19 protein-coding genes are annotated in these 12737 nt (G+C 40.6%); all 19 read right to left on the bottom strand.

Features of this window, described 5'->3' with window-relative positions:
- Positions 1 to 18: 18 nt before the first annotated feature.
- Positions 19 to 387 (bottom strand): 50S ribosomal protein L14, encoded by a 369-nt coding sequence (rplN, locus tag F7984_RS00700; protein WP_066102954.1) that lies wholly within the window; start codon positions 385 to 387, stop codon positions 19 to 21.
- A gap of 44 nt (positions 388 to 431) precedes the next feature.
- Positions 432 to 695: a 30S ribosomal protein S17 gene (gene rpsQ, locus F7984_RS00695; protein WP_066102957.1), complete on the bottom strand. Its 264-nt coding sequence runs from the start codon at positions 693 to 695 to the stop codon at positions 432 to 434.
- A 21-nt stretch (positions 696 to 716) separates the two neighbouring features.
- A complete protein-coding gene (gene rpmC / locus F7984_RS00690; RefSeq protein WP_066102959.1) occupies positions 717 to 917 on the bottom strand; it encodes a 50S ribosomal protein L29 in 201 nt (66 codons plus the stop codon).
- Positions 907 to 1341, bottom strand: coding sequence for a 50S ribosomal protein L16 (gene rplP, locus F7984_RS00685; RefSeq protein ID WP_066102961.1), 435 nt, complete (start codon positions 1339 to 1341; stop codon positions 907 to 909). The genes rpmC and rplP overlap by 11 nt, the downstream gene beginning before the upstream one ends.
- 1 nt (position 1342) lies before the next feature.
- Positions 1343 to 1999, bottom strand: coding sequence for a 30S ribosomal protein S3 (rpsC, locus tag F7984_RS00680; RefSeq protein ID WP_066102964.1), 657 nt, complete (start codon positions 1997 to 1999; stop codon positions 1343 to 1345).
- A gap of 3 nt (positions 2000 to 2002) precedes the next feature.
- Positions 2003 to 2344 carry a 50S ribosomal protein L22 gene (gene rplV / locus F7984_RS00675; RefSeq protein WP_066102967.1) on the bottom strand — a complete coding sequence of 114 codons (342 nt, stop codon included), beginning with the start codon at positions 2342 to 2344 and terminating at the stop codon, positions 2003 to 2005.
- Positions 2345 to 2364: 20 nt separating this feature from the next.
- Positions 2365 to 2643 carry a 30S ribosomal protein S19 gene (gene rpsS / locus F7984_RS00670; protein ID WP_066102971.1) on the bottom strand — a complete coding sequence of 93 codons (279 nt, stop codon included), beginning with the start codon at positions 2641 to 2643 and terminating at the stop codon, positions 2365 to 2367.
- A 60-nt stretch (positions 2644 to 2703) separates the two neighbouring features.
- Positions 2704 to 3534, bottom strand: a complete 831-nt coding sequence (gene rplB / locus F7984_RS00665; RefSeq protein WP_066102974.1) for a 50S ribosomal protein L2 — start codon at positions 3532 to 3534, stop codon at positions 2704 to 2706.
- Between the two features lie 26 nt (positions 3535 to 3560).
- Positions 3561 to 3845: a 50S ribosomal protein L23 gene (rplW, locus tag F7984_RS00660; protein WP_066102977.1), complete on the bottom strand. Its 285-nt coding sequence runs from the start codon at positions 3843 to 3845 to the stop codon at positions 3561 to 3563.
- A complete protein-coding gene (gene rplD / locus F7984_RS00655) occupies positions 3845 to 4471 on the bottom strand; it encodes a 50S ribosomal protein L4 (RefSeq protein ID WP_066102980.1) in 627 nt (208 codons plus the stop codon). Before rplD ends, rplW begins: the two co-directional genes overlap by 1 nt.
- A gap of 26 nt (positions 4472 to 4497) precedes the next feature.
- Positions 4498 to 5127 (bottom strand): 50S ribosomal protein L3, encoded by a 630-nt coding sequence (gene rplC, locus F7984_RS00650; RefSeq protein WP_066102983.1) that lies wholly within the window; start codon positions 5125 to 5127, stop codon positions 4498 to 4500.
- Positions 5128 to 5171: 44 nt separating this feature from the next.
- Positions 5172 to 5480: a 30S ribosomal protein S10 gene (gene rpsJ / locus F7984_RS00645; protein ID WP_066102989.1), complete on the bottom strand. Its 309-nt coding sequence runs from the start codon at positions 5478 to 5480 to the stop codon at positions 5172 to 5174.
- Between the two features lie 324 nt (positions 5481 to 5804).
- On the bottom strand, positions 5805 to 7055 hold the full coding sequence (locus tag F7984_RS00640) for an efflux RND transporter periplasmic adaptor subunit (protein WP_140462331.1): 1251 nt from the start codon (positions 7053 to 7055) through the stop codon (positions 5805 to 5807).
- Positions 7052 to 7714 carry a hypothetical protein gene (locus F7984_RS00635; RefSeq protein ID WP_140462332.1) on the bottom strand — a complete coding sequence of 221 codons (663 nt, stop codon included), beginning with the start codon at positions 7712 to 7714 and terminating at the stop codon, positions 7052 to 7054. The genes F7984_RS00640 and F7984_RS00635 overlap by 4 nt, the downstream gene beginning before the upstream one ends.
- Positions 7715 to 7981: 267 nt before the next feature.
- Positions 7982 to 9169, bottom strand: a complete 1188-nt coding sequence (gene tuf, locus F7984_RS00630) for an elongation factor Tu (protein WP_066102999.1) — start codon at positions 9167 to 9169, stop codon at positions 7982 to 7984.
- Positions 9170 to 9292: 123 nt separating this feature from the next.
- The gene (gene fusA / locus F7984_RS00625; protein ID WP_066103001.1) at positions 9293 to 11371 is read right to left on the bottom strand and encodes an elongation factor G; all 2079 of its coding nucleotides are present in this window, start codon (positions 11369 to 11371) and stop codon (positions 9293 to 9295) included.
- 48 nt (positions 11372 to 11419) lie between these two features.
- The gene (rpsG, locus tag F7984_RS00620) at positions 11420 to 11890 is read right to left on the bottom strand and encodes a 30S ribosomal protein S7 (protein WP_066103004.1); all 471 of its coding nucleotides are present in this window, start codon (positions 11888 to 11890) and stop codon (positions 11420 to 11422) included.
- A 44-nt stretch (positions 11891 to 11934) separates the two neighbouring features.
- Entirely contained in the window at positions 11935 to 12357 is a 423-nt protein-coding gene (gene rpsL, locus F7984_RS00615; RefSeq protein ID WP_049672552.1) for a 30S ribosomal protein S12, read from the bottom strand.
- A gap of 102 nt (positions 12358 to 12459) precedes the next feature.
- Positions 12460 to 12708, bottom strand: a complete 249-nt coding sequence (locus tag F7984_RS00610) for a 50S ribosomal protein L7ae-like protein (protein WP_066103006.1) — start codon at positions 12706 to 12708, stop codon at positions 12460 to 12462.
- Positions 12709 to 12737: the final 29 nt, after the last annotated feature.

Here is a 12737-nt window from a genome sequence, read left to right as displayed (position 1 = left end):
AGTCTATATCACTGTTTATTAAAGAACTTCAGGAGCTAGTGAAACGATTTTCATGAAGTTGCTGTCGCGAAGTTCACGAGCAACAGGTCCAAAAATACGTGTTCCACGAGGGCTCTTGTCATCACGAATAATCACGCATGCATTTTCGTCGAATCGAATGTATGAACCATCTGTACGACGAACGCCGCGTTTAGTACGAACAACAACTGCCTTCACAACGTCACCTTTTTTAACAACGCCTCCTGGTGTTGCTTGTTTGACCGTACATACGATTACATCACCAATATTAGCTGTTTTTCTACCGGAACCGCCAAGAACTTTGATTGTAAGTACTTCACGAGCACCAGAGTTGTCAGCTACTTTCAAACGAGATTCCTGTTGAATCATCTGCGTAACCTCCCTTCGGAATTACTAAATCCGAAACATTTATATTAAATGATAACCGCTTTTTCTACAACTTCTACTAAACGGAAGCGTTTAGTTGCGGATAATGGGCGAGTTTCCATAATCTTAACGATATCGCCAACTTTTGCTTCATTCATTTCATCATGAGCTTTATATTTTTTGGAGTATTTCACGCGTTTGCCATACAAAGGATGTGTTTTCTTTGTTTCAACGACAACAGAGATTGTTTTATCCATTTTGTCAGAAACAACACGGCCAGTGTATACTTTGCGCTGGTTGCGTTCACTCATTGTGTGAACCTCCTCTCATTATCAATTGTTTACGTTGAGCTCTCTTTCACGTACAACTGTTTTCATACGTGCAATCGCTTTGCGAACTTCACGAATACGTGCAGGATTTTCTAATTGTCCTGTAGCAAGCTGGAAGCGAAGGTTAAAAAGCTCTTCTTTAAGTGCTTTAAGTTTTTGTTCTATTTCGGCAGTGGTTAAATCACGGATCTCATTAGATTTCATTTGCTTCACCACCAATTTCTTCACGTTTTACAAACTTGCATTTTACTGGAAGTTTGTGAGCTGCAAGACGAAGGGCTTCACGTGCTACCTCTTCAGATACTCCAGCGATTTCGAACATAATTTTACCAGGTTTTACTACTGCTACCCAACCTTCAGGTGCCCCTTTACCGGAACCCATACGTACTTCTAAAGGTTTTGCAGTGTATGGTTTGTGAGGGAAAATTTTAATCCAAACTTTACCGCCACGTTTCATATAACGAGTCATTGCGATACGAGCTGCTTCGATTTGACGGTTTGTGATCCAAGAAGCCTCAAGAGCTTGTAGACCGTATTCACCGAATGCTACTTCTGTACCGCCTTTTGCACGGCCTCTCATCTTTCCGCGGTGTTCACGGCGATGTTTTACGCGTTTAGGCAATAACATATTATTTTCCTCCTTCCACAGACTTCTTCTTGGTAGGAAGGACTTCTCCACGATAGATCCATACTTTTACTCCAAGCTTTCCGTAAGTAGTGTCCGCTTCTGCTGTAGCATAGTCGATGTCAGCGCGAAGAGTATGAAGTGGAACAGTTCCTTCACTGTAGTGTTCAGCACGAGCGATATCAGCTCCACCTAAACGTCCAGATACTTGAGTTTTGATACCTTTTGCACCAGCGCGCATTGCACGTTGGATAGTTTGTTTTTGTGCACGACGGAAAGATACACGGTTTTCTAATTGACGCGCGATATTTTCCGCTACTAATTTAGCGTCCAAATCAGCTCTCTTGATTTCAATGATGTTGATGTGAACACGTTTTTCAGTTAATTGATTAAGTGCTTTACGAAGCGCTTCAACTTCTGTACCACCTTTACCGATAACCATACCAGGTTTTGCAGTGTGGATAGAAATGTTCACGCGGTTTGCAGCACGTTCGATTTCGATTTTAGAAACAGATGCATCGTGAAGACGTTTCATAATGTACTCACGTACTTTAATGTCTTCGTGCAAAAGTTTAGCGTAGTCCTTTTCTGCGAACCATTTGGATTCCCAATCACGGATGATCCCGATACGCATACCGACCGGATTTACCTTTTGACCCACGGATTATCCCTCCTTCTTTTCTGATACAACGATTGTGATGTGGCTTGTGCGTTTGTTAATCGCGCTTGCACGACCCATTGCACGTGGACGGAAACGTTTAAGTGTTGGTCCTTCGTTAGCATAGGCTTCAGAAATGACAAGCGAGTTAACGTCCATATCGTAGTTGTGTTCTGCGTTTGCAACAGCAGATTTTAATACTTTTTCGATAACAGGGGAAGCTGCTTTCGGAGTTAAGTTAAGAATAGCAACTGCTTCGCCTACTTGCTTACCTCGGATTAGATCTAATACTAAACGAGCTTTACGAGGAGCAATACGAACTGTTCTAGCAACAGCTTTTGCTTGCATATTTATGCCCTCCTCTCTGATTAACGTCTTGTTTTCTTATCGTCTCCGGCATGACCTTTGTAAGCGCGAGTTGGTGCGAATTCACCGAACTTGTGGCCTACCATGTCTTCCGTTACATAAACTGGTACGTGTTTGCGTCCATCGTATACAGCAACTGTGTGTCCGATGAATTGTGGGAAGATTGTAGAACGTCTTGACCAAGTTTTGATAACTTGTTTCTTGTCAGCTTCATTCAATGCTTCAACCTTCTTGATGAGATGATCGTCAACAAATGGTCCTTTTTTTAGGCTGCGACCCATGTTTGTGCCTCCCTTCGTGATTGCTCTACGGTTCTACACGCGAACCGTAGTACAACCGCGTTATTTTTTACGACGACGAACAATAAATTTGTCTGATTTGTTTTTCTTTTTACGAGTCTTGAATCCAAGAGCTGGTTTGCCCCATGGAGTCATTGGAGACTTACGTCCGATAGGTGCTCTACCTTCACCACCACCGTGTGGGTGATCTACTGGGTTCATTACAGAACCACGTACAGTAGGGCGTTTACCTAACCAACGAGAACGTCCCGCTTTACCGATGTTGATAAGTTCGTGTTGCTCGTTACCAACTTGACCGATTGTTGCACGGCAAGTAGCAAGAATCATACGAACCTCTCCGGAATTAAGACGTACTAGTACGTAGCGTCCTTCTTTACCTAGAACTTGAGCAGAAGTACCTGCGGAACGAACTAATTGTCCTCCCTTGCCAGGTTTCAACTCGATATTGTGGATAACAGTACCCACTGGGATATTAATTAATGGAAGAGCATTACCTACTTTGATATCCGCTTCTGGTCCAGACATGATTTCCATGCCTACCACCAAGTTTTTCGGAGCAAGAATGTAACGTTTTTCCCCATCAACATAATTGATTAGTGCAATGTTAGCAGAACGGTTTGGATCGTACTCGATAGTAGCAACGCGTCCTGGAATGCCATCTTTATCACGTTTGAAATCAATGATACGGTATTGGCGCTTGTGACCGCCACCTTGATGACGAACAGTTAACTTACCTTGGTTGTTACGGCCACCTTTTCTGTGTAAAGGTGCTAATAATGATTTTTCCGGTTGATCCGTTGTAATTTCAGCGAAATCGGAAACAGTCATTCCGCGACGACCATTACTGGTAGGTTTATACTTTTTAATCGCCATGTTGTGTCCCTCCTTTTCTTTAGAAATTATGCTTCAAAGAATTCGATTTCTTTGCTATCAGCAGTTAGTTTAACAATCGCTTTACGGCGTTTGTTTGTATATCCAGCATGTTTACCCATGCGTTTGAATTTACCTTTGTAGTTCATAACGTTAACTTTTTCAACTTTAACTTCAAAGATTTCTTCAACAGCATCTTTGATTTGAGTTTTATTAGCTCTTACGTCAACTTCAAAAGTGTATTTTTTATCGGCCATGATGTCAGCTGAGCTTTCAGTAATGACGGGGCGCTTAATAATATCACGTGCTTCCATTATCCAAGCACCTCCTCTATTTTTTCAACAGCTGTTTTAGTCATGATTAACTTCTCATGCCCTACAACATCCAATACGTTAATAGCGTTAGCTTCAACGATTGTTACTCCCGGAATGTTACGACCGGAAAGTGCAACGTTTTCGTCTACATCCGCAGTTACGATCAACGCTTTTTTGTTTTCAGTATTCAAGCCTTTTAATACAGCTGTGAATTCTTTAGTTTTTGGTGCTTCAAAAGTTAAAGCATCAAGAACGATTACGTTTTCTTCGTTCACTTTAGCGGAAAGTACAGATTTAATAGCTAAACGACGTACTTTCTTAGGAAGTTTGTAAGAGTAGCTTCTTGGTGTTGGTCCGAATACCACACCACCACCACGCCATTGTGGGGAACGGATAGAACCTTGACGAGCACGTCCAGTTCCTTTTTGACGCCATGGTTTACGGCCACCGCCACTTACTTCAGAACGATTTTTAACTTTATGAGTTCCTTGGCGCAAAGACGCTCTTTGCATAAGGATTGCTTCAGTTACAACACTCTCATTTGGTTCAATACCAAATACTGATTCATTAAGCTCGATATCGCCTACTTGAGAACCAGCTTGGTTTAAAAGAGCAATTTTCGGCATTGCGATTTTCCTCCTTTCTCGATAGATTAGTTCGCTTTAACCGCGCTTTTGATTTTAAGTAAAGCTTTTTTAGGTCCAGGAACGTTACCTTTGATAAGGATTACGTTACGTTCTGCATCAACCTTAACGATTTCAAGGTTTTGTACAGTGATTTGAGTTCCACCCATACGTCCAGCAAGTTTTTTGCCTTTGAATACGCGGTTTGGAGCAACTGGTCCCATTGAACCAGGACGACGATGGTAACGAGATCCGTGAGACATTGGGCCACGAGATTGGTTGTGACGCTTAATTGGTCCTTGGAAACCTTTACCTTTTGAGATTCCTGTTACATCAACGATTTCGCCTTCAGCGAAAAGATCTACCTTGACTTCTTGACCTACCTCATAGTTATTGAGATCTGCATCGCGAATTTCGCGAGCGAAGCGCTTAGGAGCAGTGTTCGCTTTAGCAGCGTGTCCTTGTTGTGGTTTGTTGTAAAGCATTTCGCGAAGATCTTCGTAACCTAGTTGGATAGCTTCGTAGCCATCATTTTCAACAGATTTCTTTTGAAGAACAACGTTTGGTACTGCTTCAACAACTGTTACCGGGATAAGTTCACCGTTCTCAGCGAATACTTGAGTCATACCGATTTTTCTACCTAAGATTCCTTTGGTCATGAGTCACACCTCCTAGTGTTTTCTTTTTTATTTTTATAGAACGATTATAATTTGATTTCGATATCTACGCCAGACGGCAAATCTAAACGCATTAGTGAATCTACAGTTTGTGGTGTAGGATTTACAATGTCGATTAGACGTTTGTGTGTGCGCATTTCGAATTGCTCACGAGAATCTTTGTATTTATGAACCGCACGTAGGATCGTGTACACGTTTTTCTCAGTCGGAAGTGGAATCGGACCGGAAACAGCTGCACCAGAACGTTTTGCAGTTTCTACAATTTTCTCAGCAGATTGATCAAGAATTCTGTGATCATATGCTTTTAAACGAATGCGAATCTTTTGTTTTGCCATTATTTTCCCTCCTTTATCGCCTATTTTGTAATAGACATTCTCCGTGGAAATCTCCTTACACACGCGCCATGGCAAAGCGGCCGGGTGTGTCAGCAACCTTCCACATCATCGCAATGAAAAGACCAACATTGTCTATTATACATTATACTTTCTGGGTATGCAACAGTTAAAAATAATTTCTTCTATCACACGAATATTAGTATACAATCTCACTTCTACTTTTTCAAGTTATCGTTCTTCTTTCCATAAATATACTAGCTTTCTCTTACATGTAAATAACAAAAGAGAGGGAAGCTTGTTCCTCTCTCACCACTCACCAACTGATTATTGTATGAGACCTCGTGCCAGTAACCACAATCTCTCTTCATTATTAAATTGTTTATAAGCCTTCTTATTTATGTGATCAAAGTCCACGAATTTTATGTACCTTGTATCACCCTTAATGCTCGCATCAGCTGCAGGAAGTATACGTTGTTTTTCTTTAAGCCCTTTGGTTACGGCTACCTTTTCATCGAATTCTAATCCTGCCGTAATCTTTTTTTGTTTCAGCTTTCCCTTTTCAAGAAGCACCACATGATTTCCTGCCAAAGTTTTCTTTGGAAGAACTACTACATTGTTAAGTTCCTTCAATGTGATATCAGCAGCCACATGTGATCCGATTAAAATCTGACTCTCTGTACTTTCTTCTGATGATTCACTTAGATTTTCTGGTTGAATCGATATATTATAGAAGCTTTTATCTTTCTTATGATCCTCACTAAACGGAACATCACTTATTTTTATTACCTTGCCAGTAATCAATTTTGAATCCAAATGCTTTGGTTTAATGATGACCTCCTGATCCAGTTTTATTCGCTGGATGTCATCTTCCCCAACCAAAACGTCCACTACTAAAGAGGCTTGATTCATAATAGTCAATAACGGATTATCTGCTGTTCTGCTAAAATCATTCCTATGCACAATAGTTCCATCAATTTTACTTTCTATTGTAATTTGATCTTCAGCACTGTTGGCCATATCTATCTGTGTTTGATTATCCTCAATTTGCAGCTCGATCATCTTAATTTCATATTCTATGTTTTTTATCTCATACTCCAATATTCGTGTGTTATCTAAATCCGGTTCTTTCTCCTCTTCTTCAACAGTCTGCAAGCTTTCATACTCTTGGACTTCTGACTGGAGCACGGATATATCTTCATTTAATTTATCTATTTTCATAGAGAGACGTTTGTTAGCATTTTCTAATTGTTTTATAACATCGCTGCTATCGTTATCTATAATGTAGGTTAGCAATGGCGTTCCTACTTGGACATCCTCTCCCTCTTCCACCAGGATCTCATCGAGCATCCCTCTAGGTTCTTCATAATAAATCTTATATATCTCAGAAGGCTCAGCCTTCCCTTCCGTTTGAAGCGTTTCCTTTAATGTACCTTTTTTCGTGATATAAGGGTCTGTAATAAGGACTGTACGATCAATTTTATCTATTTTGTAAATAATAATGGTATTTGTAAGTATAAATAAAAATACAGCTAAGGATACAAGAGACCATTTTTTCTCCCTAATGCTAAAATTCATATAATCACCTTCATGATTCTAAATAATGTATCCGTTGCACCATCCAGCAATATATATATTATCCAGGATAATGATACAGTTATAATCACTCTCTTTTTACTATAATCAAGTGACTTGTGGAAAATTCGATATTGAAGATAGCCTGCCAACAGTACAAATATAGTAATATTTGCAGCTAATTCTACCCAAAAGATCTGTGGTGTTAGCATTTGCGTCATGATCCCTAGACTAAATGGTGATGAGTGTTCAGGTACCCTGAGTAACAGCATAAATATTAGTTCTATTGTTTTCGCTATGAGCATCACTATTAAAGGAATAAGCTGAAGCTTCCACACTCCTCGAAATGAGAGGTCCTCAAATACGATCCAAAATAGTACTGTAAAATATAGTGTGAATAATAACGGATATAAGAGACCAGCAGCTAGTTTGCCAATGAAGTATAAAAACTTGGTCATTTCCCATCTGTTTTCTTTTACAGTCTCCATATATACTGACAAGTTTTCGCTGCCCAACCCTAGATATCCATAGACCCCAAATAAAATCGTACTAAATAGAAGTAATCCACCAAACCAAAGTATGTAATGAGTTTTTGTCATTACGCTTCTCATCTCGATGTTTGTTTCTCGAGGGTGAAGCATAGATTTTAACGTTCCTATCATCCTTTGTCCCCCACTAAAAATTTGCATATATCTATTGTATCTGATTTTTTACATCGTAGGAAGTTTATGGGTGTTAAATAATTTCAATTTTTTGTAAACAGCGTGGAGAATTGTGTATATGAGGTTGTATTAATAGATAAGGGTAGATATTTGCTGGGGAATGAATCCTAATATGAACAAATTAACGTATCCAACTTCCCACATTTCGCAGGAAAAAAAAAAAAAAAAACAGGCGGTTGTACACCCGCCTGTTTTAATAAGTAAGAATTATTCAGTAATGCTAGCAACTACGCCTGCGCCTACTGTACGTCCGCCTTCACGAATAGAGAACTTAGTTCCTTCTTCGATCGCAACTGGAGCAATAAGTTCAACAGACATTTCGATGTTGTCTCCAGGCATAACCATTTCAGTTCCTTCTGGAAGGTTTACAACACCAGTTACGTCAGTTGTACGGAAGTAGAATTGTGGACGGTAGTTAGAGAAGAATGGAGTGTGACGTCCGCCTTCTTCTTTAGACAATACGTAAACTTCTGCTTTGAATTTTGTGTGTGGGTTGATAGTACCTGGTTTAGCAAGTACTTGTCCACGTTGGATTTCTTCACGTGCTACACCACGAAGAAGAGCTCCGATGTTGTCACCAGCTTCAGCGTAATCAAGAAGCTTACGGAACATTTCTACACCTGTTACAGTTGTAGATTTTGGTTCTTCAGCAAGACCGATGATTTCGATAACGTCACCAACTTTAACTTGACCACGTTCAACACGGCCAGTAGCAACTGTTCCACGACCAGTGATAGAGAAAACGTCCTCTACTGGCATCATGAATGGTTTGTCAGTGTCACGAGTTGGAGTTGGGATGTATTCGTCAACAGCAGCCATAAGCTCGTTGATTTTTTCTTCCCACTCAGCTTCTCCTTCAAGAGCTTTAAGAGCAGAACCTTTGATTACTGGGATATCATCGCCAGGGAATTCGTATTCAGAAAGAAGGTCACGAATTTCCATTTCAACTAGTTCAAGAAGTTCTTCGTCATCAACCATGTCACATTTGTTCATGAATACAACAAGGTAAGGTACACCTACTTGACGAGAAAGAAGGATGTGCTCACGAGTTTGTGGCATTGGGCCGTCAGCAGCAGATACTACTAAGATACCGCCGTCCATTTGTGCTGCACCAGTGATCATGTTTTTAACATAGTCAGCGTGTCCTGGGCAGTCTACGTGTGCATAGTGACGAGTTTCAGTTTCATACTCAACGTGTGCAGTAGAGATTGTGATACCACGTTCTCTTTCTTCTGGAGCACCATCGATTTGGTCGTAAGCGCGAGCTTCAGCTCCACCTACTTTTGCAAGTACAGAAGTGATTGCAGCTGTTAAAGTTGTTTTACCATGGTCAACGTGACCGATTGTTCCGATATTAACATGTGGTTTAGAACGATCAAATTTAGCTTTTGCCATTTTAGGAATTTCCTCCTTTAATATAAGAAAATTGTTATTTTATACTATGTGCCAAGACAGTTGACAATGTCTTCTATCTTGGCTTACATAAGTAGTTATACTTTAATAAAGAATGAAAATCAATTATTCACCTTTATTTTTTTTGATAATCTCTTCAGCGATGCTCTTAGGAACTTCTTCGTAGTGATCGAAAGTCATAGAGAACACGCCACGTCCTTGAGTGTTGGAACGCAATGTTGTTGCGTAACCGAACATTTCAGATAGAGGTACCATAGCACGTACAACTTGTGCGTTACCGCGTGCTTCCATACCTTCTACACGTCCACGACGAGCTGTGATATTACCCATGATGTCACCCATGTACTCTTCAGGGATAACAACTTCAACGCTCATCATTGGCTCAAGGATAACTGGATTACATTTTTTCGCTGCATTTTTAAGTGCTAAAGATGCTGCTACTTTAAATGCCATCTCAGAGGAGTCAACGTCATGGTAAGAACCATCAAATAGTTTTGCTTTAATATCGATTAATGGGTAGCCAGCAAGTACACCGCGGTCAAGAGCGTCTTCTAGACCAGCTTGTACAGCAGGAACGTATTCACGTGGTACTACACCACCAACGATAGCATTTTCAAATTCGAAGCCTTTTCCTTCTTCATTAGGTGAGAACTCGATCCAAACGTGACCGTATTGTCCACGTCCACCGGATTGACGAGCAAACTTACCTTCAACCTGTGCAGGTGTACGGAAAGTCTCACGGTAAGCAACCTGAGGTGCACCAACATTAGCTTCTACTTTAAACTCACGACGCATACGGTCAACAAGAATATCTAAGTGAAGCTCACCCATACCTTCGATGATAGTTTGACCAGTTTCTTGGTCAGTATGAGCGCGGAAAGTTGGATCTTCCTCTTGAAGCTTTTGAAGAGCAGTAGACATTTTGTCTTGGTCTGCTTTAGATTTAGGTTCAATTGAAAGAGAGATAACTGGCTCAGGGAATTCCATGGATTCCAAGATAACCAGGTTCTTTTCTTCACATAGAGTATCTCCAGTTGTAGTATCTTTTAGACCTACAGCAGCGGCGATATCCCCAGCGTGTACTTCTGAGATCTCTTGACGGGAGTTCGCATGCATTTGCAGGATACGTCCTACACGCTCGCGTTTTCCTTTAGTAGAGTTTTGTACGTATGAACCGGAGCTCAAAGTACCAGAGTATACACGGAAGAATGTTAATTTACCAACATAAGGGTCAGTCATAACTTTGAAAGCAAGCGCAGAGAATGGCTCGCTGTCATCAGCATGACGTTCAACTTCCTCATCTGTATCCGGTAGAATACCTTTGATTGCAGGTACATCTAATGGAGATGGAAGGTAGTCGATTACAGCATCTAGCATTAACTGAACACCTTTGTTTTTGAATGCAGAACCACAGATAACTGGGTAGAATTCAACGTTTACAGTACCTTTACGGATAGCTGCTTTCAATTCCTCTTTAGTGATTTCTTCACCGCCAAGGTATTTTTCCATTAATTCTTCGTCAAGTTCTGCTACTGCTTCTATTAACTTCTCACGGTATTCTTCTGCTATTGCCATGTGCTCTTCAGGAATTTCACGAACTTCGATATCAGTACCAAGGTCGTTACCATAGAATACTGCGTTCATTTCCACTAGGTCAATGATTGCTTCGAAGTCATCTTCAGCACCGATTGGTATCTGAATTGGGTGTGCATTCGCTTGAAGGCGTTCATGTAAAGTTTTTACGGAGTATAAGAAATCCGCACCGATTTTGTCCATTTTGTTAACAAAAACAACACGTGGTACTCCGTAAGTTGTAGCTTGGCGCCAAACTGTTTCAGTTTGTGGTTCAACACCGGATTGTGCATCTAGTACTGCTACCGCACCATCAAGTACACGAAGGGAACGTTCAACTTCAACTGTGAAGTCTACGTGTCCTGGTGTGTCGATGATATTTACACGGTGTTCTTTCCAAGCTGCTGTTGTTGCAGCAGATGTGATCGTGATTCCACGCTCTTGTTCTTGCTCCATCCAGTCCATTTGTGATGCACCTTCATGAGTTTCTCCAATTTTGTGGATACGACCTGTGTAGTAAAGAACGCGCTCAGTAGTCGTCGTTTTACCAGCATCGATATGAGCCATGATACCAATATTACGAGTTTTTTCTAAGGAGAACTCTCTAGCCATTGGGTCTTTCTCCTTCCTTGTGGATATAGATTTTTAGTAGTTTTGATTTTACCAACGATAGTGAGCGAAAGCTTTGTTAGCTTCAGCCATTTTATGTGTATCTTCGCGTTTCTTAACAGAAGCGCCAGTGTTATTAGCTGCATCCATGATTTCGTTAGCTAAGCGCTCTTCCATAGTTTTTTCACCACGAAGACGAGCATAGTTTACTAACCAACGAAGTCCTAGAGTAGTACGTCTGTCAGGGCGAACCTCAACTGGTACTTGGTAGTTAGCTCCACCTACACGGCGTGCTCTAACTTCTAGAACTGGCATGATATTTTTTAAAGCTTGATCGAAAACTTCCATTGGATCGTTACCAGTACGCTCTCTTACGATATCGAAAGAAGCATAAAGGATTTTTTGGGAAGTCCCTCTTTTTCCATCGATCATCATTTTGTTGATCAATTTTGTTACAAGCTTGGAATTATATATCGGATCAGGTAATACATCTCTTTTTGAAACAGGTCCTTTACGAGGCATATTTTGTTCCTCCTTTCAAAGAAGTAATTATTTTGGTTTTAAAATTATTTTTTAGCTGCTTTAGGTTTTTTCGTACCGTATTTAGAACGACCTTGCATACGGTTGTTAACGCCTGCAGTATCAAGAGCGCCACGCACGATGTGGTAACGTACCCCTGGAAGGTCTTTTACACGTCCTCCACGGATTAATACAACACTGTGCTCTTGCAAGTTGTGGCCGATACCAGGAATGTAAGCAGTAACCTCGATTCCATTAGTCAAACGTACACGCGCATATTTACGTAACGCGGAGTTTGGTTTCTTTGGAGTCATTGTACCAACACGAGTACATACCCCACGTTTTTGTGGAGATGATACGTTTGTTTGGGATTTCTTGAAGCTATTGTAACCTTTATTCAAAGCTGGAGACTTTGATTTTTCTTCTTTAGATTTACGTGGCTTACGTACCAATTGGTTAATAGTTGGCATGATGTTTCCTCCCTTCAAAATTGGTTCCCCTAGTCCCACACATCCAGGTGGTTCATAAAAGGGTAAAAACAAAGTTTTTGCATCAACTGCAAAAACAGTTTTCTATTTCATAATGACAACAGCTGCTGCTCCAACATCTATTTTGCATGCTTTTCCGAGCAACCTCATCGAGTCTACATAATCGATTGGAACGGAATACTCTTTAGCAGCATCAATTACTTTTGATGTGATTGTTGAATCAGCATCAAGAGCAATAATAACTGTTTCGGCATTTCCTGTTCGGAGAGCTTTCACTGTTTGTTTCGTCCCTATTATCAGGTTCTTTGCCTGAGATACTTTTTCATAAGACATCATTAATATCCTCCAAAGTAACAGGTTAA

Origin of the sequence: Pradoshia sp. D12 (assembly GCF_008935075.1) — a bacterium.
In the GTDB taxonomy this organism is placed as follows: Bacteria; Bacillota; Bacilli; order Bacillales; family Pradoshiaceae; genus Pradoshia.
This window is presented reverse-complemented; position numbering and strand designations above follow the sequence as displayed.